This window comes from Pseudomonas fluvialis (assembly GCF_014207935.1).
Taxonomy (GTDB): Bacteria; Pseudomonadota; Gammaproteobacteria; order Pseudomonadales; family Pseudomonadaceae; genus Aquipseudomonas; species Aquipseudomonas fluvialis_A.
In genome coordinates, this window is sequence record NZ_JACHLL010000006.1 from 105,959 (window position 1) to 127,106 (window position 21,148).

At 64.3% G+C, this 21,148-nt stretch carries 19 protein-coding genes; 7 read left to right on the forward strand and 12 right to left on the reverse strand.

Going from position 1 to position 21,148, the window contains the following annotated elements; genetic code table 11:
- Nucleotides 1-208: 208 nt before the first annotated feature.
- On the forward strand, nt 209-550 hold the full coding sequence (locus tag HNP49_RS15695; RefSeq protein WP_184684824.1) for an FKBP-type peptidyl-prolyl cis-trans isomerase: 342 nt from the start codon (nt 209-211) through the stop codon (nt 548-550).
- A gap of 149 nt (nt 551-699) precedes the next feature.
- Here the strand turns inward: HNP49_RS15695 and HNP49_RS15700 are convergent, their stop codons facing one another.
- Together HNP49_RS15700 and HNP49_RS15705 are read right to left on the reverse strand one after the other, a co-directional pair.
- Nucleotides 700-2,265, reverse strand: a complete 1,566-nt coding sequence (locus HNP49_RS15700; RefSeq protein ID WP_184684825.1) for a diguanylate cyclase domain-containing protein — start codon at nt 2,263-2,265, stop codon at nt 700-702.
- 106 nt (nt 2,266-2,371) lie between these two features.
- On the reverse strand, nt 2,372-3,403 hold the full coding sequence (locus HNP49_RS15705; RefSeq protein ID WP_184685181.1) for an AraC family transcriptional regulator: 1,032 nt from the start codon (nt 3,401-3,403) through the stop codon (nt 2,372-2,374).
- Between the two features lie 166 nt (nt 3,404-3,569).
- Between HNP49_RS15705 and HNP49_RS15710 the strand changes: the two genes are divergently transcribed.
- The 6 genes from HNP49_RS15710 (at nt 3,570) to HNP49_RS15735 (ending at nt 8,904) form a co-directional block, all read left to right on the forward strand.
- On the forward strand, nt 3,570-5,045 hold the full coding sequence (locus HNP49_RS15710) for an NAD(P)/FAD-dependent oxidoreductase (protein ID WP_184684828.1): 1,476 nt from the start codon (nt 3,570-3,572) through the stop codon (nt 5,043-5,045).
- Nucleotides 5,029-5,967 carry an alpha/beta hydrolase gene (locus tag HNP49_RS15715; RefSeq protein WP_184684830.1) on the forward strand — a complete coding sequence of 313 codons (939 nt, stop codon included), beginning with the start codon at nt 5,029-5,031 and terminating at the stop codon, nt 5,965-5,967. Before HNP49_RS15710 ends, HNP49_RS15715 begins: the two co-directional genes overlap by 17 nt.
- A 1-nt stretch (nt 5,968) precedes the next feature.
- Entirely contained in the window at nt 5,969-6,730 is a 762-nt protein-coding gene (locus HNP49_RS15720; protein WP_184684832.1) for an SDR family oxidoreductase, read from the forward strand.
- 193 nt (nt 6,731-6,923) lie between these two features.
- Nucleotides 6,924-7,262 (forward strand): ribonuclease E inhibitor RraB, encoded by a 339-nt coding sequence (locus HNP49_RS15725; RefSeq protein ID WP_184684833.1) that lies wholly within the window; start codon nt 6,924-6,926, stop codon nt 7,260-7,262.
- A gap of 130 nt (nt 7,263-7,392) precedes the next feature.
- Nucleotides 7,393-8,091 carry a type 1 glutamine amidotransferase gene (locus HNP49_RS15730; RefSeq protein WP_184684834.1) on the forward strand — a complete coding sequence of 233 codons (699 nt, stop codon included), beginning with the start codon at nt 7,393-7,395 and terminating at the stop codon, nt 8,089-8,091.
- Between the two features lie 87 nt (nt 8,092-8,178).
- Nucleotides 8,179-8,904, forward strand: coding sequence for a tellurite resistance TerB family protein (locus HNP49_RS15735; RefSeq protein WP_184684835.1), 726 nt, complete (start codon nt 8,179-8,181; stop codon nt 8,902-8,904).
- Between the two features lie 56 nt (nt 8,905-8,960).
- Here HNP49_RS15735 and HNP49_RS15740 read toward each other — a convergent pair whose 3' ends face one another.
- From HNP49_RS15740 to cax, 10 genes are all read right to left on the reverse strand, one after another.
- On the reverse strand, nt 8,961-9,437 hold the full coding sequence (locus tag HNP49_RS15740; RefSeq protein WP_184684836.1) for an ester cyclase: 477 nt from the start codon (nt 9,435-9,437) through the stop codon (nt 8,961-8,963).
- Nucleotides 9,438-9,600: 163 nt separating this feature from the next.
- Nucleotides 9,601-11,025, reverse strand: coding sequence for a gamma-aminobutyraldehyde dehydrogenase (locus tag HNP49_RS15745; RefSeq protein WP_184684837.1), 1,425 nt, complete (start codon nt 11,023-11,025; stop codon nt 9,601-9,603).
- A 64-nt stretch (nt 11,026-11,089) separates the two neighbouring features.
- Nucleotides 11,090-11,896, reverse strand: a complete 807-nt coding sequence (locus HNP49_RS15750) for an ABC transporter permease (protein WP_184684838.1) — start codon at nt 11,894-11,896, stop codon at nt 11,090-11,092.
- Nucleotides 11,886-12,836 carry an ABC transporter permease gene (locus HNP49_RS15755; protein WP_184684840.1) on the reverse strand — a complete coding sequence of 317 codons (951 nt, stop codon included), beginning with the start codon at nt 12,834-12,836 and terminating at the stop codon, nt 11,886-11,888. The genes HNP49_RS15750 and HNP49_RS15755 overlap by 11 nt, the downstream gene beginning before the upstream one ends.
- A 1-nt stretch (nt 12,837) precedes the next feature.
- Nucleotides 12,838-13,866 carry an ABC transporter ATP-binding protein gene (locus tag HNP49_RS15760; protein ID WP_184684841.1) on the reverse strand — a complete coding sequence of 343 codons (1,029 nt, stop codon included), beginning with the start codon at nt 13,864-13,866 and terminating at the stop codon, nt 12,838-12,840.
- Nucleotides 13,867-14,143: 277 nt separating this feature from the next.
- On the reverse strand, nt 14,144-15,295 hold the full coding sequence (gene ydcS, locus HNP49_RS15765; protein WP_184684842.1) for a putative ABC transporter substrate-binding protein YdcS: 1,152 nt from the start codon (nt 15,293-15,295) through the stop codon (nt 14,144-14,146).
- 114 nt (nt 15,296-15,409) lie between these two features.
- A complete protein-coding gene (locus tag HNP49_RS15770) occupies nt 15,410-16,912 on the reverse strand; it encodes a gamma-aminobutyraldehyde dehydrogenase (protein WP_260407218.1) in 1,503 nt (500 codons plus the stop codon).
- Nucleotides 16,913-17,024: 112 nt separating this feature from the next.
- Nucleotides 17,025-17,936, reverse strand: a complete 912-nt coding sequence (locus tag HNP49_RS15775; protein WP_184684843.1) for a LysR family transcriptional regulator — start codon at nt 17,934-17,936, stop codon at nt 17,025-17,027.
- A gap of 160 nt (nt 17,937-18,096) precedes the next feature.
- Nucleotides 18,097-19,758: a SulP family inorganic anion transporter gene (locus tag HNP49_RS15780; RefSeq protein ID WP_260407230.1), complete on the reverse strand. Its 1,662-nt coding sequence runs from the start codon at nt 19,756-19,758 to the stop codon at nt 18,097-18,099.
- Nucleotides 19,759-19,865: 107 nt separating this feature from the next.
- The gene (gene cax / locus HNP49_RS15785) at nt 19,866-20,939 is read right to left on the reverse strand and encodes a calcium/proton exchanger (protein ID WP_184684845.1); all 1,074 of its coding nucleotides are present in this window, start codon (nt 20,937-20,939) and stop codon (nt 19,866-19,868) included.
- Nucleotides 20,940-21,148 lie beyond the last annotated feature (209 nt).

Below are 21,148 nucleotides of genomic sequence, written 5' to 3' on the forward strand. Positions count from 1 at the left end.
GCTCGCCGGTTGCGCAGCCGTCGTCGCATCCACGCTCTGAGAATGGTTCAAAGCCCGGCAACCGGCAAGGCGACGTCCCGGCCAATTGCCAGACGGTCGTTTCCAGGGGGGCGCCCTGCAGGCTGGCGAGCGACTTGCCAGGTCAGGCAAATCCTGAGAAAAAGCGCGCCGGCCGCCGCGACTGGCGATGCAGCACACAGAGGCAATGATGAACGACGAACTTCGTATCGAGGATATCCAGCTGGGTGAGGGCAAGGCCGCCGTCAAGGGGGCGCTGATCACTACCCAGTACCGCGGCTTTCTCGAGGATGGCAGCAGCTTCGACTCTTCCTACGAACGCGGCAAACCCTTCCAGTGCGTGATTGGCACGGGACGCGTGATCAAGGGCTGGGATCAGGGGCTGATGGGCATGCGTGTGGGTGGCAAGCGCAAGCTGTGGGTGCCGGCGGCGCTGGCCTACGGTGAGCGTGGCATGGGGTCGCGGGTACCGGCCGATGCCAATCTGATCTTCGAGATCGAGCTGCTGGAAGTACTGACCCGCGATGACTGATCCAACAGCAGTTATCTGTAGGTTGGGTTGAGCGCAGCGAAGCCCAACTATTACGCCAGCATCGTTGGGCTTCGTCGCCTCGCTCCTCAACCCAAACTACACATGGATTTCCTGGGCAGTCCCGTTCAATACATAACGGGTACAGATCCTTAGAAAAACTCGGCCAACTGAGCGGCGACCAGTCGGTTTCGCCCTTGCTGCTTGGCTTGGTACAGCGCCTGGTCGGCCAGTTTCAGCACCTGCGTCTGGTTGTGCTTGCCGGCGCTGGCATAGGCCACGCCCAGGGAGATGGTGACCGGATCGCCGACCGGGCTGGGGCTGTTGGCCATGCGCTCGCGCAGGCGTTCGCCGAGCGCACTGGCACTGTCCAGATCCATGTCCGGCAGGAGGATGACGAACTCTTCGCCGCCACTGCGACAGATCAGGTCGTCGCTACGGGTGCAGGCGCGCATCTGCGCGGCTAGGTGCAGCAGCACCTGATCGCCGAGATCATGGCCGTATTGATCGTTGACCTGTTTGAAATGGTCGATGTCCAGGGTGATCACACTGAACGGGCGTTGCCGAGCTTGCAACTGTTCCAGGGCCAGGCGCAGACCGCGGCGGTTGTCCAGGCCGGTGAGGGGATCGGTGAGGCTTTCCCGGCTGAGCTTGCCGAGTTGCTGCTGGATCAGCATCAGCCCTTCGATGATCGATTGCTTGAGCTGCTCGGCCTCGAAGTAGCGTGCCCGCACTTCGCCGAGCTGCTCCAGGGCATGCGGTGCGCTCCAGTGCTTGACGATATTGGCCAGGTGCCAGAGTGGCTGGGCTATCCGCCGCGACAGCCACCAGACTGCCAGCAGGGTCAGCAACAGCAGCGGGACGGTGTATGTCAGGGTTTGCAGCATCAGGCCGTTGAGGGCCCCCAGCGGAACGGCCGTTGGTGTCTGCGCCACGATGCCCCAGCCGGTGGTTTTGAGCGGCGAGTAGCCGGCCAGCATGTCGACGCCCTTGAGATTGATCAGGCGTTGGCTGCCTTCGGCTCCCGCCACCACGGCGCGCACCGCCGAGTTGCCAAGCACCTGCTCGCCAACCCGCGAGGCGTCTGGGTGATAGATCAGCTTGCCCTGGCGATCCACTACATACAGGTATGAGCCGTCGCTGCCGTAGCCGCTGCCGAGCAGGCTTGCGAGCATGTTCTTCTGCTGCAGGTAGATCGAACCGGCGATATGCCCCAGGTAGCGCCCATCGCTGGCGAAGATCGGTGCGCCAATCACCACCAGCAGGTTGCCGGTGCTGCCCACATAGGGATCACTGATCATGGCTTTGCGCGCGTCGCGCAGTGCCTTGGCGCCGATGCTGGTGAGGGTTTTGCCAGTGAGTCCGAGGGTGCTTGGGGCAGTGGCCAGCACCTGGCTTCGTGCATCGATGATGAAGACCGAGTTGAAGCTGTTGCTCTGCTCCTTCAGCCGCGTTACTTCGCCCTGCAGGTAGGCGGGCTGATCGAGCCTGTCCGCCAGCAGGCGTGCGCTATAGGCCAGTTGGTCCTGGGTGGAACGCAGGAAGTTGTCCGTGCTGTACGCCTGCCGGGTGGCGTAGGTCAGGTTGGCCTGCAGAGTCTGTTGCATCAGCAGGTCACGCTGGGTGCGGTAGCTGGCCTGGAAACTGTTGGCAAAGGTGATCAGCGCCGCGGCCACGGTGAGCAGGAGAATCAGGCGGCGTAGATCGAGAGCGGGCATGTGAACCTTGGCAATCCCAACTGCTGGTACGGCATGGCGTGGCCGGAACGTGGCAAATTGCCATGCAATATAGGGTTATTGTAGTGCAGGTGGGATTAAGCCGGTATTAGACCTTGTGCAGGGTCTGCAGGTACTGACTGGGTGGCAGGCCCTTCCAGCGCTTGAAGGCATGGATGAAATTGCTGCTCTCGCCATAGCCCAGGCGGCTGGCTATGTCTTCGAGGCTAAGGCCGCCGGTGGCCAGCAGTTCTTCGGCCAGGGCCTGACGGACCTCTTCGAGCAGTTGACGAAAGCTTGTCTGCTCGCCGTGCAGCTGGCGGCGCAGGCTGCGTTCGCTGAGATTGAGCTGGCTGGCCACGCGGGGCATGTTTGGCAGCTTGCCGGGCTGGCACAGCAGCAGATGGCGGACTTGCACGGCGATGCCGGCGCGCACCTGGCGACGGGCCAGCAGCGCACGGCACTGGGCGTCGCAGAGCTCGACAGTGGCCGGATTGGCGCGCGGCAGTGGCTGGTCGAGCAGGGCGCGGGCAAAGCTGATGCGGTTATCAGCAGCGCCAAACTGCGGGGCAAAGCCAAGCAGCTGGCGATAGGGGTTCTCGTCTGCCGGCTGTGGCAGGCGCAGCGTCAGCCCCTGCAGCGGCATGGATTGCTGACCGAGCAGCTCGCGCTGGATCACCAGTACGGCAAATGTGTCGCGCTGGGTGATAAAGGCTCGTACGTCATCTTCCACCTGGCTGGCATCCACGTGGATATGCGCCTGCTGGTCGTCCTCGTGCAGGCTGATCTGGGCAAAGGCGAACGTCAGGTCGAGATAGCGCAGGCCCAGTTCGGCCGCGCTGCGGATGGTTGGGCTGCTGAGCAGGGCATAGCCCCAGATGCCGTAAGTGGTCAGTTGGTAGCGCTGCGCGGCCTGGAGGCCCAGGGTCGGCTCATCGGGCAGGGCAGCCAGCAGGTTGCGGATCAGCTGTAGTTCAGCCGCTGGCTCCACTTCCAGGGTGGTATCGGCCAGTTGCAGGGCGGCCAGTCCGGTGCCAGCCAGGCACTGCTCCACGCTCAGGCCATGTTCGATACCCAGCTGCGTGAGCAGTTGCAGGCTGGTGATGCTGCGCTTGAACGGGCGGCGGGCAGAGCCGGGCATGACTGGGCTGGATATGGGCTGGCTAGAGATGGCGTTGCTGAACGGGGTATTGCTGGACATGACACTGTATTGGCCGAAATTCACAATTCGATGGCCGACTATGCCATAAAACCGCGGCGCTACTGCGGTTAGCATCAGCGCACTGACTGTCATGATGAGAACAACAATGCATAACGACAGCTCCACGACGGCACCCTTGCGTGTGCTGATCATCGGCGCCGGCTTTGGCGGCATCGGTCTGGCGATCCAGCTGCAAAAGGCCGGACAGGACGACTTCCTGATTCTGGAAAAGGCCGCCGAGGTCGGTGGCACCTGGCGCGACAACCATTATCCGGGCGCGGCCTGCGATGTGCCTTCGCACCTGTATTCCTATTCCTTCGAACCCAAGGCCGACTGGTCGCGCAAGTACGCGCCGCAGGTGGAAATCCACGGCTATATCCGCCACTGCGTCGACAAGTACGGTCTGGCCAAGCGTATCCGCTGCAATACCGAAGTCAGCCATGCCGAGTTCGACGAGGCAAAAGGCCTGTGGCAGGTGCACACCCGCTGTGGCCAGACCTTGCACGCGCGCAGCCTGGTGACGGCCTGCGGCCAGCTCAGCCGTCCGGCCTATCCGCGCATTGACGGGCTGGAGCAGTTCGCCGGCCCGGCGTTTCACTCCGCGCACTGGCGACATGACGTTGAACTCAAGGGCAAGCGCATTGCGGTCATCGGCACCGGGGCTTCGGCCATCCAGTTCGTGCCGCAGATTCAGCCGCTGGCCAGTCAGTTGAGCCTGTTCCAGCGCAGCGCTGCCTATGTGATACCCAAGCCCGACCGGCCCTACCGGGCCTGGGAGCTGGCGCTGTTTCGTCGTCTGCCGTTTTTGCAACGCCTGGACCGCTGGCGCCTGTACCTGCAGCACGAAGCGCGTGCAGTGGCCTTTACCCGGGTGCCGGCGTTGCTGCAGCTCTTTCGTGGCAGTTTCCAGCGCCACCTGCGCCGTGGCGTCACTGACCCGGACAAGCGCGCACAGCTGCAGCCGGATTACCCGCTGGGCTGCAAGCGCATCCTCATCAGCAACGATTACTTCCCGGCACTGAACCAGGCCTATGTGGATATCGTCGGCACGCCCATCACCGCGATTGAGGCCAACGGGGTGCGTACCGCCGATGGCCGGCTGCACGAGGCGGATGTGCTGATCTATGGCACCGGCTTTGCCGCCACCGATTTCCTTGCGCCGATGCAGATCAGGGGGCTGGGCGGCACTGAACTGAATGCTGCCTGGCGAACCGGTGCCGAGGCGTACAAGGGGATCAGTGTCAGCGGCTTTCCCAATCTGTTCATCCTCTACGGGCCGAACACCAATCTCGGGCACAACTCGATCATCTACATGCTGGAGAGCCAGTTCCGCTATGTGCTGGCGTGCCTGCGGGTGCTCGATGAGCAGGGCTTGCGCTATCTGGACGTCAAGGCGCCGGTACAGACTCGCTACAACCAAGCGTTGCAGGCCGCCGAGGAACACACCATCTGGGCCCAGGGCTGTACCAGCTGGTACCTCAATGCCGCGGGCAAGAACACCGTCAACTGGCCTGGCTTTACCTTCACCTACCGTTACCTGACCCGCGCTCCGGAGCTGTCCGACTATGTCCTTACCCGCTGAAACCGCTGCTTCCGAGCTGATTGCGGCGCCACAGGAGCAGCCCGTGTTGCGGGCCATCCTGCGCGGGGCGCTGACCCTGCTGTTTCGTGGACTGGTGCGCCCGCCGATGCCGGTGGCCGGCCAACGCCTGGTGATTCGTTTGCTGACGGCCGCACCAGTGCCGAACAAGGGCATCACCCGCACCGCCGAGCAGATTGGTGGTCGCCCCTGTGAGTGGCACCGCCCGGCCTTATCCGGTGGTGCCGTGCTGCTGTACCTGCATGGTGGCGCCTACCTGATCGGTGCGCCTTCGACCCATCGCGGTATCTGCGGCGCTCTGGCGCGGCGCGCCGGCCTCGCAGTGTGTGCCCTGGATTACCGGCTGGCGCCCGAGCATGCCTTCCCGGCGCCGCTGGAGGATGCCGTGGCGGCCTACCGTGAACTGCTGGCGCGCGGCTACAAGCGCATCTTCGTTGGCGGCGACTCGGCCGGCGGCAACCTGACCCTTGTCACCGCCCTGCGCCTGCGTGAGTTGGGCCTGCCGGCCCCGGCCGGGCTGGTGTGTTATTCGCCGGTTGTCGATTTCACCGGCGAGCAGATGCACACACCGCCGGCTGGCGATCCGCTGATCCACCGCAAGTGGATCGAGCAGGCCGTCGAACTCTACTGCCCGGCCGGCATCGACCGGGCGCAGCCGCTGGTGTCGCCGATCAATGCCGACCTCAGTGGCCTGCCGCCGCTGATCATCCAGGTGGGCGAGGACGAGGTACTGCGCAACGACAGCCTGCGTCTGGCGGATAAAGCCCGTGCGGCAGGCGTGACCGTCACGCTGGAACGCTATGCTGGACTCTGGCATGTGTTCCAGGCCCATGTGGGCATGCTGCGTGCGGCCGATCGGGCCATGCAGTCGGTGGTGAAATTCCTCAAGGCACAGGGAGCGTGACATGGACAATATTCTGATCAGCGGTGCCGCGTCCGGCATCGGCGCCGCCACCGCGCGGCTGTTTCATCAACGTGGCTGGAAGGTCGGCCTGCTCGATGTCAATGCCGAGGCGCTGGCGCGACTGTCCGCCGAGCTGGGCAACGCCTGGTTCGTGGCACTGGACGTGACCGACCGGGCGGCGGTCAACGAGGCGCTGGCGGATTTCTGTGGCAAGCACCAGGGCCAGCTGCGTCTGCTGTTCAACTGCGCCGGCGTGCTGCGCTTCGGCAAGTTCGAGGAGATCAGCCTGGACGAGCATATGCGTATCCTCAACATCAATGTGCTGGGTCTGCTGCAGCTGACGTACCTGGCCTTCGGTTACCTCAAGGCCACTGCCAATGCCCAGGTGATCAACATGGGCTCGGCTTCCGGGCTGTACGGCACGCCGGACATGGCCAGCTACTCGGCCTCCAAGTTCGCCGTGCGCGGATTGACCGAGGCTCTGGATCTGGAGTGGGAGCGCCACGGCATCCGTGTCGGTGACCTGATGCCACCCTTCGTGCGCACCCCCATGGTCAGCAGTCAGACCTTCGAGCCGCCGGCGCTGCGTCGTCTTGGCGTCAACCTGGCCGCCGAGGACATCGCCGAGGCGGTCTGGCAGCAGTCCCAGGGTGCGGCTGTGCACCGGCCGATCAGCCTGCAGTTCAGCCTGCTTTACTGGCTTGGGCAGATCACTCCGGCACCGCTGACACGCTGGATGATGGCGCTGATCAACCGTCCCTGAGCCGTTTGTCGCAGTCCGTTACGATTCCTGCAGCGCTGCCGGGCTGGCAGCGCTAAGCTCAAAGTGACGCTTTCGCTGGCTGTTCTTGGCTGGCGGCGTCGATCCTCCGTGATGATTTCGGCACAGCTCGTGCCGGTTTGGCGCTGCACGCAATTTTCGCCCGTTCATCTATCGCAAGCGAGGAGGTCGTTCCATGAGCTCAGCCTCACACGAAGATGTCAGCAGCTCTGTATTGCGCCGCATGAAGGAAGGGGGCTTTGACTTCGCCCGGTTTCATCCGATCGAGTTCTACGCCATTTTTTCGGATGAAGAGCTGGCCCGCCAGGCGGCCCGGCAGTTTCGCGGGGAGTCGCTCAATGCCCAGATCATTCGCCGCGGCGAAGGAGACTGGCACCTGCAAGTCAGCAAGGTGATGTATGCCACCCATGCCGGAATCGATGATTTCGAGCATGACCTGGAAGCCGTTGTGGTGCCCCTTGGCGGGGTGCTGGATGGCTGGGGGGTAACCCAGGAGATCAGCGCCCCTCGTTAGCAGGCCGTTGAAAAACGACCTGCGTTGCCATCGTGATGTTAAAAACAGCTGCGGTGCTGTGCCTCTGGCACAGCACCGCAGTGCTCGACCCCTGGGGCACTTTCGCGCAGACTCTGCAGCGGAGGTACCCATGTCCGATATCCTGATTTTCACCCACGTCGATTACTGCCCGCCGGCCCACCTCGGCACCTTTCTGAGTGCCCGTGGCGAAGCCTGGCGCGAGGTTCGCTGCGATCTGGGTCAAATGGCGGAGGTCGATCTTGACCAGCCCAAGGCCGTGGCCGTCATGGGCGGCGGCATGAGCGTCAACGACCCGCTGCCCTGGCTCGACGAAGAAATTGCCGCGCTGCGCTACCTCATCAACCGCGACATTCCGCTGATCGGCCACTGCCTGGGCGGCCAGCTGCTGGCCCGCGCGCTGGGTGCCGAGGTCCGTCGTCTGCCCTATACCGAGGCGGGCTGGCAGCCGATGCGCAAGCTCACCGACAGCCCGTGGCTGGAGCATGTTGGGGACGAGTTCCCCATCTACCAGTGGCACAGCGACAGCTTCGCCATTCCCGAGGGCGCCACACGTCTGCTGTCCAGCCCCTGGTGCGACAACCAGGCTTTCAGCTGGGGGCACAAGGTGCTTGGCCTGCAGGGGCACCCGGAAATGACGGAAGCGTTGATCCATCACTGGCTCGAAACCGCCGGCCACTTGCTCGACGATGGCCAGGACAGCCAGGAGGAGCGGGCGGTGAGCATCAGCGAACTGCCGCGCAAGATCGCCGCGCTCAATCAGGTCGCGGAGGGTTTCTACCGGCACTGGCTGGCGCTGGCCAACGGCTGACACACACCGCAGCAATTTCACGGTTTTCGCCGGCTTCGACGCTGACCTAGGATGCCGGTATGGATCAAGGATCACCGAGGAGTTTCGATGAATACCCAGGCATTGCTCGACCAGTTGTTCAAATCCGGCCAGGACCTGCTCAAGCAGAAGTCATCAGGGCAGGGCGGTAGTCTCACCGACAGTCTGGGCGGCCTGCTCAAGGGCGCGGGCGGCTCGGGCGCCAGCCTCGGCGGTTTTCTCAGTGGTGCCGGCGGCGGAGCCCTGGCCGCGCTGCTGGTGAGCAACAAGAGCGCGCGCAAACTGGGCAGCAAGGCCATCACCTATGGCGGCCTGGCCGCGCTCGGGGTGATCGCCTACAAGGCCTACAGCAACTGGCAGAGCAACCAGGCCTCGGGCACCGCTCCGGCTGCCGAACCGCAGACCCTCGATCGCCTACCGGCGCCCCAGGTGGAACTGCACAGCCAGGCGATCCTGCGCGCCATGGTGGCCGCGGCCAAGGCCGATGGTCATGTCGATGAGCGCGAGCGCCAGTTGCTCGGCGAGCAGTTGAACAAGCTTCCGGCCGATCAGGCTGAGCTGCAGCAGTGGCTGCACAACGAGATCAACCAGCCGCTGGACCCGGCCGCCGTGGCGCGAGCCGCCAGCACGCCGGAAATGGCGGCGGAGATGTATATCGCCAGTGTCCTGATGGTCGACGAGGAGCACTTCCTGGAACGTGCCTACCTGGATGAGCTGTCGCGTCAGCTCAAGCTCGATCCGGGCCTCAAGGTCGAGCTGGAAACCCAGGTTCGCCGAGAACTGGGCCTGGCCTGATAGTGGCCACAATGAAAAAGACCGGCCTAGGCCGGTCTTTTTGTTTTCCGCCGGGCTTACCAGCCCAGCTGCTTGTTGAAGCCCAGGGCATCGTAGTAGTCGCCCTGGTAGGCGATCTTGCCGTCCTTGATGCGCACGAAGGACACGCCCTCGAACTTCACCGGCTTGCCAGTGGCCGGGGTTTCGGCGCTCCAGGCGCCGGTGTTGGTGCCGCTGAACACCCACTGGAAGGCGATGCCGTCGGCGCTGACGATGGGCGCGCCGGTCATTTCCCACTTGAGGTCGGGAATGGCGGTGACGAATACCTTGATCACGTTGTCGCGGGCGGCGGCGCGGCCTTTCTGCGCGGTGCCGACGGTGACGTCGTAATACTCGGCATCCTCGGCCAGAAACTCACCGGCCTTGGTGGCGTCGTGGGCATTCCACGCGGCCATGTAGCCGTCGATGATCGCCTTGGCGTCGTCGGCGGCCTGAACCAGGCTGGCGGCGGCACAGAGCACGACAAAGCTGAAACTGCGAAGCATGGTTTTCATTGTTGTGAAGCTCCTGCGGTGGGGGATGAAGTAACGAGTCAGCCTGGGCGTGACGAGCGACGGTTGGGCTGGGCGGCCAGGGCCGAGAAAGCGGAATGTACTGAAGTACATCAGCATTTCGAGGTCCCGGCCAACAACGCCCGGCCGAGCGCAGTAGCCCAGATCAGTGCTTGATCATGACGTGGCGAATGGTGGTGTAGTCCTCCAGCCCATACATGGACATGTCCTTGCCATAGCCCGACAGCTTCATGCCGCCGTGGGGCATTTCGCTGACCAGCATGAAGTGGGTGTTGACCCAGGTGCAGCCGTACTGCAGGCGGGCGGACATCCGATGCGCGCGACCGACGTCGGCGGTCCACACAGAGCTGGCCAGGCCGTAGTCCGAGTCATTGGCGTACGCCAGAGCCTGGGCTTCGTCGTCAAAAGCGGTGACCGACACCACCGGGCCGAATACCTCACGCTGGACGATCTCGTCGTCCTGGTGGGCGCCGGCCAGCACGGTGGGTTCGATGAAGAAGCCCGGCCCTTCGACGGCTTTGCCACCGGTGATGACCTGAATGTGTGGTACGGCCTTGGCGCGCTCGATGAAGCCCAGCACGCGGTCGCGGTGGGCGGCGGTGATCAGCGGGCCGAGTTCGGTGCTTTCGTCGTCCTGCAGGCCGGTCTTGATGGTGCTGACCGCCTCGCCCAGTTTGCGCACGAACTCGTCGTAGATGCCTTTTTGCGCATAGATGCGGCAGGCGGCGGTGCAGTCCTGGCCCGCGTTGTAGAAGCCGAAGGCGCGGATGCCTTCGACAGCGGCGTCGATGTCTGCGTCGTCGAACAGAATGACCGGTGCCTTGCCGCCCAGCTCCATGTGGGTGCGCTTCATGGTGGCCGCGCCGCTGGAAACGATGTTGACGCCGGTGGGGATCGAGCCGGTCAGCGACACCATGCGCACTTTCGGGTGGCTGATCAGCGGCTGGCCAACGCTCGGGCCGCGGCCAAATACGACGTTGATCACACCGGCCGGGAAAATCGGGGCGATCAGTTCGGCCAGCTTCAGTGCGGTCAGCGGGGTCTGCTCAGACGGCTTGAGGACCACGGTGTTGCCGGCCGCCAGCGCCGGGCCAAGCTTCCAGGCGGCCATCATCAGCGGGTAGTTCCACGGCGCGATGGAGGCAACCACGCCCACGGGGTCGCGGCGGATCATCGAGGTGTGCCCCGGCAGGTACTCGCCGGCGGCGGAACCCGGCATGCAGCGCACGGCGCCGGCGAAGAAGCGGAACACGTCGGCCACGGCCGGAAGCTCGTCGCCAAGGGCGGCGGCATAGGGCTTGCCGCAGTTCTGCGATTCCAGGCGCGCGAGGGGTTCGGCGTTGGCGTCGATGATGTCGGCCACCTGCAGCAGCAGCGCCGAACGCTGCGCGGGCGAGGTCTGCGACCAGTCGGCGAAGGCGGCATCGGCGGCGCGCACGGCGGCATCGACCTGCTCGGTGGTGGCTTCGGCAATCTCCACCAGCGTGCTGCCCAGCGAGGGGTTGAGCACTGCTTGCTTGGCGCCTTGGCCCGCTACCAGCTGGCCGTTGATCAACAGTTGGGTTTGCATCGCATAAGCCTCGCTTTGTATTGGGTTCGCCCCTCTCCACTGGGAGAGGGCCGGGGGTGAGGATTTACTTGCCGCTGCCGGCCACGCCTTCGCTGTCCTTGGTCAGGTAGTAGGCGCCGAGGATTGGCAGCATGGTCACCAGCATCACCAGCATGGCCACCACGTTGGTGACCGGTACGTCGCGCGGACGAGCCAGTTGATTGAGCAGCCAGATCGGCAGGGTCTTCTCGTGGCCGGCGGTGAAGGTGGTGACGATGATCTCGTCGAACGACAGGGCAAATGCCAGCATGCCGCCGGCCAGCAAGGCCGAGGACAGGTTGGGCAGGATGATGTAGCGGAAGGTCTGCCAGCCGTCGGCGCCCAGGTCCATCGAGGCCTCGATCAGGCTGTGACTGGTGCGGCGGAAGCGGGCGATGACGTTGTTGTAGACGATCACCACGCAGAAGGTGGCATGACCGATGATGATGGTCAGCAGGCCTGGTTCGATACCCAGCGTCTTGAACGCCGAGAGTAGGGCGATACCGGTGATGATGCCGGGCAGGGCAATCGGCAGGATCAGCATCATCGAGATGCTCTCTTTGCCGAAGAAATGGCGGCGGTACAGCGCCGCAGCCGCCAGGGTACCCAGCAGCATGGCGATCAGGGTGGCGATGGCGGCCACTTCCAGCGACAGCTTGATCGCTTCCAGGACGTCGGCACGGGCGAAGGTGACGCCGAACCACTTCAGGGTGAAGCCCTGTGGCGGAAAGCTGAAGCCCGAGCTTTCGGTGTTGAAGGCGTAGAGGAAAATGATGGCAATCGGGAAGTGCAGGAACACCAACCCGCCCCAGGCGGCGAGTTTGAGGCCCCAGGACGCTTTTTCAGAGTGCATCGAAGGCCCCCAGACGTTTGACAATGGACAGGTAGACGGCGATCAGCACGATCGGCACCAGAGTGAAGGCGGCGGCCATAGGCATGTTGCCGATCGCACCCTGCTGGGCGTAGACCATGCTGCCGATGAAGTAACCGGGCGGACCGATCAGTTGCGGCACGATGAAGTCGCCCAGGGTCAGGCTAAAGGTGAAGATCGAACCGGCGGCAATGCCCGGGATCGACAGCGGCAGAATCACCTGCCAGAAGGTCTGCGCCGGGTGGGCGCCGAGGTCGGCCGAGGCCTGCAGCAGTGACGGCGGCAGGCGCTCCAGCGAGGCCTGGATCGGCAGGATCATGAACGGCAGCCAGATGTAGATGAACAACAGGAAGCGGCCCAGGTGCGAGGTGGACAGGGTGTTGCCACCTACGCCGGGAACACCCAGGAGGAACTCCAGCAGCGGCTGCAGGTGCAGTACCTGGACGAACCACATGGCCACGCCACCCTTGGCCAGCAGCAGGGTCCAGGCATAGGCCTTGACGATGTAGCTGGCCCACATCGGCATCATCACCGCGATGTAGAAGAATGCCTTGGTCTTGCCCGTGGTATAGCGCGCCATGTAGTAGGCGATGGGAAAGGCCAGGATGCCACTGGCGATGGACACGGCCACCGCCATGCCCACGGTGCGCAGGATGATGTCGAAGTTGGCCGGTTGGAACAGTGCGGCAAAGTTGGCCAGGGTCAGCTCCGGCGACACCGTCATGGTGAAGTCGTCGAAGGTGTAGAAACCCTGCCACAACAGGGTCAGCAGAGACCCCAGGTAGATGGCGCCGAACCACAGCAGCGGCGGCACCAGCAGCAGCGACAGGTACAGGTTGGGCTTGCGGTAGAGCAGGGTGGCGGCGCGGCGCAGCCAGCCCTCGGCGGGCAGGCGGCTGGCAGCGGTGAGGCTATGGCTCATTTCAGACCTCCCGACGCAGGCTGACCATGGCCGCACGGGCCCAGCGCGCCGTGACCTGCTGGCCGGGCTGCACGGGCGCATCACCCAGCTGCCACTGATTGTTGGCCTGGCTCACGCAGAAGTTCTGGCCGTTGGCCAGGCGGATCTCGTAACGGGTCGAGGCGCCCTGGTACTGGATGTCGTGCAGCAGGCCGCTGATTTCCACTTCATCGCTGCCCAGCGGTTCGCTGCCCGCCAGACGGGTGTGCTCAGGACGGATTGAGAACGGGTTGTCGCTGCCACTCAGCTGCAAGGCCAGACCGTCGCGCAGCACGTTGCTGGTGCCGACGAACTCGGCGACGAAGGGCGTGGCCGGCTGCATGTACAGGTTGCGCGGGGTATCGACCTGCTCGATGCGGCCCTTGTTGAACACGGCGACGCGGTCGGACATCGACAGCGCTTCGCTCTGGTCGTGGGTCACGAAAATGAAGGTGATGCCCAGCTGGCGCTGCAGCTTTTTCAGCTCGCTCTGCATCTGCTCGCGCAGTTTGAGGTCCAGCGCGCCGAGCGGCTCATCGAGCAGCAGCACACGCGGACGGTTGACCAGTGCCCGGGCCAGGGCCACGCGCTGACGCTGGCCGCCGGACATGGCCGCCGGCTTGCGCCCACCGAAGCCGGCCAGGGCAACCATGGCCAGGGCTTCCTCGGCACGGGCCAGGCGCTCGCTCTTGCCGACGCCCTTGACCTTGAGGCCATAGGCGACGTTGTCCAGCACGTTCATGTGCGGGAACAGCGCGTAGTCCTGGAACACCGTGTTGACGTCGCGCTGGTAGGGCGCCAGGCCCACGGCCTCGACGCCATGAATGCGGATGGAGCCGGCATTGGGCTGTTCGAAGCCGGCGATCAGGCGCAGGCAGGTGGTTTTGCCCGAACCGGAGGGGCCGAGCATGGAGAAGAATTCGCCATCCTGGATATCGATCGAAACCCGGTCGACGGCTTTGACCTCGCCAAATACGCGGGAAACATCAGTGAATTGCACGGCAACAGTCATAAAAACTCCAGGAGGATAAAAGCCATCCGCTGCGCCCGGGGCGACAAGGTTTGCCGACACGAGCCGCGCCGGGCGCAGGGGATGTATTCAGGTAAAACGATCAATCGGAATCGCTATCGACAAACACTCAGAACTTGAGCTTCGATTGGCCAGCGAAGCGAGGCGGCCTCAGCCGTGGGCAGCCAGCGCACAGGAACCGCAGCGTACTGAAGTACGTGAGGATTCCGAGCACTGCCTGCCTGCGGATCAGGCCGGCGCAGCCGCTCGCCGACGAAGATCAGCGGCCGCCCATGATGGCGATGTAATCTTGAGTCCAGCGGCTATAGGGCACGTACTTGCCACCCTCGGCCTGCGGGGTCTTCCAGAAGGCCACCTGCTCGAAGTTGTCGAAACCGTTGGTCTTGCAGCCTTCGTCGGTGAGCAGGGCATTGCCCTTGCACGCCGCCGGCACGGCCGGGTTGGAGCCGAACCAGGCCGCCAGGTCACCCTGCAGCTTGGGCTCAAGCGACCAGTTCATCCAGGCATAGGCGCAGTTGGGGTGCTTGGCCTCGGCGTGCAGCATGGTGGTGTCGGCCCAGCCTGTAGCGCCTTCGCTCGGCACGGTGGAGCCAATCGGCTGCTTTTCGGCCTGCAGGGCATTGACCTGATATTTCCAGGCGCTGGAAGCGACCACGCCTTCGTTTTTGAAGTCGTTCATCTGCACGGTCACGTCGTGCCAGTAGCGGTGGGCCAGCTTGTTCTGCGCGCGCAGCAGCTCAAGGGCGGCGGCGTACTGTTCTTCATTGAGCAGGTAGGGATCGGTGATGCCCAGGGCCGGCTGGGTGGCCTTGAGGTACAGCGCGGCGTCGGCGATGTAGATCGGGCCGTCATAGGCCTGCACGCGGCCCTTGTTGCTCTTGCCGTCGGCCAGGGTCTGCTCCTCGAACACCACTTTCCAGCTGGTCGGGGCTTCCTTGAACACGTTGGTGTTGTACATCAGGACGTTCGGGCCCCACTGGTAGGGAGTGCCGAAGTGCTGCTTGTTGACCACATGCCAGGGGGCGTTCTGCAGACGCGGATCGACATTCTTCCAGTTCGGAATCAGGTCGATATTGATCGGCTGGACGCGCTTGCCGTAGATCAGGCGCAGGGAGGCGTCGCCGGAAGCGGTGACCAGGTCGTAACCACCCTTGGCCATCAGGCTGACCATCTCGTCGGAGGTGGCGGCGGTCTTGACGTTGACCTTGCAGCTGGTCTGCTTCTCGAACTCGGTGACCCAGTCGTAGTTCTTGTCGGTCTCGCCGCGCTCGATGTAGCCCGGCCAGGCGATGATATCCAACTGGCCTTCGTTCTGGCCGAGGGCCTTGAGTGGTTCGGCGGCCTGCGCAGCGGTACTGGCGAGGATGGCGGTGGTCAGTGCGCTAAGCAGCGCGGTGGTGCGCTTGGACATCGGTATTCCCTCTTCTTGGCATCGTTGTGGTCAGGGCAGTACATGTCTTGCTGGCAGTTCAGACTAGTTGAGCCTGGCGCCACCAGCGGTGGCTCGGGTGTTGTTGTTATGGGTTTAGCTCAGCTCCGTGCCATGGCGGGCCATGATGTGGCGCACCACGCTGTAGTCCTGCAGGGAGTCGCTGGACAGGTCCTTGCCGTAACCGGAGCGCTTGAGGCCGCCGTGGGGCATTTCGCTGACCAGGGTGAAATGGGTATTGATCCAGGTGCAGCCGTACTGCAGGCGATTGGCGATCTGCATGGCCTTGTCCAGGTTCTGCGTCCACACGGAGCTGGCCAGTCCGTATTCGCTGTCGTTGGCCCAGTCCACCGCCTGACTCAGGTCGTCGAAACGGGTCACCGAGACCACCGGGCCGAACACTTCGCGCTGGACGATCTCGTCGTTCTGCCGGCAGCCGGCCAGCAGGGTCGGCTGGTAATAAAAGCCAGGGCCGGAATGCACGGCGGCGCCGGTCACCCGTTCGATATGCGGCTGGCCCAGGGCGCGCTCGACAAAGCTGGCCACGCGGTCGCGCTGGCGGGCGCTGATCAGCGGGCCGATCTCGTTGTCGCTGTCCTTCTTGCGGGCAAAACGCAGGCTGGCAACGGCGTCACCCAGCTCGGCCACCAGGCGGTCGTGGATACCGGCCTGGGCGTAGATACGGCAGGCGGCGGTGCAGTCCTGGCCAGCGTTGTAGTAGCCGTAGCTGCGCACGCCCTGGATCACGGCGGCAAGGTCGGCGTCGTTGCAGACGATCAGCGGCGCCTTGCCTCCCAGCTCCAGGTGGGTGCGTTTGAGGGTGCGCGCCGCCGCCTGCAGGATCTTCTGCCCGGTGACGATGTCGCCGGTCAGCGACACCATGCGTACCTGCGGATGGCTGACCAGCGGGCTGCCAACCGTCTCGCCGGCGCCACAGATGATGTTCAGCACGCCGCGCGGCAGCAGCTCGGCGAGCGCCGGGGCCAGGGCCAGGATGCTCAGCGGGGTGTGTTCGGAAGGCTTGAATACCAGGGTGTTGCCGGCGGCGATGGCCGGAGCGATCTTCCACGCCGCCATCATCAGCGGGTAGTTCCACGGCGCGATGGAGGCCACCACGCCCAGCGGGTCGCGACGCACCAGACTGGTATGGCCCGGCAGGTACTCGCCGGACAGCTGGCCCTGCTGGCAGCGCACGGCGCCGGCGAAGAAGCGGAACACGTCGACGGCAGCGGGAATATCGTCATTGCGCGCCAGGTGTTGCGGCTTGCCGCAGTTCAGCGCTTCCAGCATGGCCAGCTCGGCGCTGCGTTGCTCGATGGCATCGGCAATCTGCAGCAGGATCAGCGAGCGTTGTGCCGGGGTGGTACGCGACCAGCCGGCAAAAGCGCTGCGTGCCGCGGCGATGGCCTGCTCCAGCTGCTCCAGCGACGCCTCGGCGATTTCACACAGGGTTTCCCCGGTGGCCGGGTTGAGGATGGTTTCACGCGCGCCCTGGCCGGCGACCAGTTGGCCGTCGATCAGCAATGCCGAATGGAGCATGGGGGCGGTGGCGTTCGTCATCTTCTTGGTTCTTTTATTGACGTTGGTGTCCTGGGACATGCTCTGGCTCCTGGCCAGCGCGCCGTTTCAGATGGCTCTGAGATCAGACGATCCTGAGACTAGAGTCCGAGATGGCGCGCGACAATTTCTAATTTATGAAAGCAGCGTTCGGTTAAATCGATACCTTGCGCGAATGCGGCTGTTCGCGGGCGATCGACAGGAACGGATCGACCAGCGCCGGCCGAGCGGCGCCACGGCGCCAGGCCAGACCGACATCCAGGGTGGCGCTGAGGTCGGCCAGTGGGCGGGCCTCGATGATGTCGCCTTCCAGCGACCAGGGCCGGTAGGTCATGTCCGGCTGGATCGACAGGCCAAGGCCGGCCGCCACCAGGCTACGCACGGCTTCCACTGAAGCCGTGCGCAGGCTTACCTGTGGGATGAGGCCGGCGCGCGACCAGATGCGCTGGGTGTGCAGGCCCATTTCGTCGGCGTTCAGCTGAATCAGCGGCTGGCTGGCCACATCGGCCAGGCTGATGCTGTCGCGCTCCAGCAGCGGATGCTGCGGCGGCAGCCAGAGCCGGTGCGGCGAGTGGGTCAGCACCTCGGTCTGCAGGGCGTGGCGGTCTTCCAGGTTGGACAGGATCAGTACGCCGACGTCGATCTCGCCGGAAACCAGCAAGTGCTCGATATAGCTGCGCTCATCCTCGACCACGCGGGTCTGCACGTTGGGATAGGCGCGCTGGAAGCGGGTGATCAGGTCGGCCAGGTAGTAACCAGCTACCAGGCTGGTCACGCCGATGGTGAGGTGCCCGGCCACCTGATCGGTGCTCTGCTGCAGGCTGCGCTTGGCGTTGTCGACGGTGGCGAGGATCAGGTGGGCCTGGCGCAGGAACTGATGGCCCTGGTGGGTCAGGCTCATGCCTTTGGCGTGGCGGTTGAACAGGGCGACGCCGATCTCTTCTTCCAGTTGCTGGATCGCCTGGGTCAGCGTGGACTGGGAGATGTACACCGCCTGGGCGGCGGCCGAGATCGAGCCGGTTTCCGCCACCGCAATGAAGTGACGGATCTGACGCAGGGTCATCATGACTGATGTCCTTAGCTAAGGCGTCCATGCCATTCCAATGAAGAAGGCTGAGCATAGCCTTCAATTTTTCAGAATGACATGCAGATGGCGCGCCAAAACCTGTGGTCAGTGTGTGGCAGTTCTCGCTTCTTCAGCCGGCAGCTCTTTTTCCAACAGCCTGCTATCGCGACCAGTCGACCTGATAGTCCGCCAGGTAGGCATCCACGGCCGCGCCCACCGTGGGCTGGATGCGCCGTTCCTCCTCGGGGGTGATCAGGCCGAAGCGGCGCAGCTTGTCCTTCACCGGGCCCTTGACCTCGGCGAAGTGGAAGTCGATACCGGCGTTGCTCAGGATCTGACCCAGCTCTGCCAGCATGTCGGCAGAGGTAATGTCGATGCTGGTGACAGGCTCCGCAGCGACCACCAGCCGGCGCACTGGCGTGGGTGACTCGGCCAGGGCGCGCAGTACGCGCTGCTGAAACCATTCGGCATTGGCGAAGAACAGCGGCGCGTCCCAGCGCAGCAGCACCAGGCCGGGAATGCGGCGGGCATTGGGGTGGCGCTCGATATCGTGGAAACCGCGAATGCCGTCGACCCGGCCGAGTACGGCGGAGTAGGGGCGCCAGCCATCCCAGAGAAATTCGATGACCGCCAGCACCACGGCGATGCAGATGCCAGGAATGGCGCCGAACACCGTCACGCCGGCAAAACAGGTCATCGACAGCCAGAACTCCCATTGCTGCACCTTGTAGATGCGCTTGAGGTCGGCAAATTCGAACAGGCCGATGGCGGCGGCGATCACCACGGCGGCCAGGGCGCTGTTGGGCAAAAACTCCATCAGGTTGGGCGCGACCAGCAGCAGGATGGCCACGGCCAAGGCGCCGACCACGCCGGTGATCTGGGTTTGCGAGCCGGCCGCTTCGGCCACCGGAGTGCGCGACGAGCTGCTGCTGATCGGGAAGCCCTGGAACAGGCCGCCAATCAGGTTGGCCGCGCCCAGGCCGATCATCTCCTGGTTGGGGTCGACATAGCTGCGCGTGCGCGCGGCATAGGTACGCGACAGTACGCTGGTATCGGCAAACGCCACCAGCGCTGCCGCCACGCCACCGAGCGCCACGGCGGCCAGGTCGACGCCGCTGAGCCAGGGCAGGGCAAAGCTGGGCAGGCCCTGGGGCAATTGGCCGAGGACCTTGACGCCCTGGCTGTCGAGGTCAAACAGGCCAACGGCGACGGTAGCCAGCACCACCGCGATCAGAATGCTCGGCAACTGCTGGAAGCGCTTGAGCGCGAGGATCAGTGCCAGGGTGCCGCCACCCACGGCAAAGCTGTAGCCATTGCCTTCACCGGCCCAGAGCGCCTGCGCCAGCAGCCAGACTTCGCGACCGGGTCCATCGCCATCCACCGAGACGCCGAACAGCTTGGGCGTCTGACTGATCAGCACGGTCAGGGCGATGCCGTTCATATAGCCATAGCGTATCGGCTTGGACAGCAGTTCGGTGATGAAGCCCAGGCGCAGCAACCCGGCGACGATGCAGGTCAGGCCGGCCACCACCGCCATCATGCTGGCCAGAATCACCGCGCGCATGGCGTCACCGCCGGACAGCGGCAGCACCACGGCGAGAATCAGCGCCGCCAGCGCCGAATCGGGGCCCAGCACGAGGATGCGGCTGGGTCCGAACAGGGCATAGGCCAGCAGCGGCACGATGGTCGCGTACAGGCCATAGATCCCCGGTACGCCGGAGGCCTCGGCATAGGCAATGCCCACCGGTACCAGCATGGTGGTCAGCACCAGCCCGGCGGCGATGTCCTTGGGCAGCCAGGCCAGTTGGTAGTTCTTCAGCATCAGCAGACCCGGCAGCCAGCGCAGCCAGCCACTGGGCGCACTGACGATGGGCAGCGCGGCATTTTGCGGCTTGGGGGATTCGCTGGTCATGGCTGTGTGCTCTGCAATCAGGGAGCCGGGATGGCGGGAATGAAGAAGAAGGCCATGCCGAATACCAGGTACACGGCCAGCAGTTGCACGCCCTTGAGCCAGTCCGAGCGGCCATCGCCAGCGATCTGGCCGGTGATCAGCACCGCCAGCAGCATGGTCAGGGTCAGGCCGGAGGTGAAGGCCAGGTTCATCGCTTCGGGGCCGATGATCAGGCTGCTCAACACCAGCACCGGCGCCACGAACAGCGCCACCTGCAGGCTTGAACCGATAGAAATCGACAGCGCCAGGTCCATGCGGTTCTTCAGCGCCGCGGTAATGGCTGAGGCGTGCTCGGCGGCATTGCCGAGAATGGCCACCACGAACACGCCGATGAACAGGTTGGAGAGGCCGAAGGCCTTGGCGCTGGGCTCGATGGCGCCGACCAGGATTTCACTGACCCAGGCGATCAGGGCGGTGGCCACGGCCAGAATCGCGATGGCCTTACCCATCGGCCAGAGGTCAACGGCTTCGCTATCCTCCTGACGGTTGCCAGCGAATAGGGCCTTGTGGGTCACCAGCGAGTAATACAGGAACAGGCCATAGACCAGCAGCAGCACCACGGAAATCGCATTGCTCAGGTACTGCACCTTCCCCAGCAGTACGGGCGCCTCTTCGGCGCGCATCATGTACACCGCCGGCAGCACCAGGGCGATGGCGGCCAGGGTCAACAGGCTTGCTTCGGCCCGCGCGCCTTCGGAATTGAAGTGCTGTTCCTTGAAACGCAGGCCGCCGCAGAGCATGGAGGCGCCCAGTACCAGCAGGATGTTGCCGATGATCGAGCCGGCCAGCGACGCCTTGACCACGTCATGCAGGCCGGCGCGCAGAGCGGCGATGGCGATGATCAGTTCGGTGGCGTTGCCGAAGGTGGCATTGAGCAGGCCGCCGACGCCTTCTCCGCTGCGTTCGGCCAGTTGCTCGGTGGCTTTGCCCAGCCAGCCCGCCAGCGGAATGATGGCGATGGCGGCAGCGATGAAGATCGCCAGATGCTGCTGGGGCGCCAGGTACTCCAGAGCCAGGGTGACGGGTACGCAGAGCAGCAACCAGTTGAGCATGCCGTGGGACTCCCTTCGGGCAGTGAGATCGGGACGAGCGGACACAATTGGTTAAACACTCGCGCAGCGACAGTTTAATCAAGCCGGACAGGCGCGAGCCAGACAATCCGCGGTGGCGCTGCCTCGCTTTGGTGCCGCGGCCGGAAAAATCCCCTCATGGCATGCCTTGTTTTGGTGCCTGTTTTTTGTGGGTATTTTCAAGCTGCTGA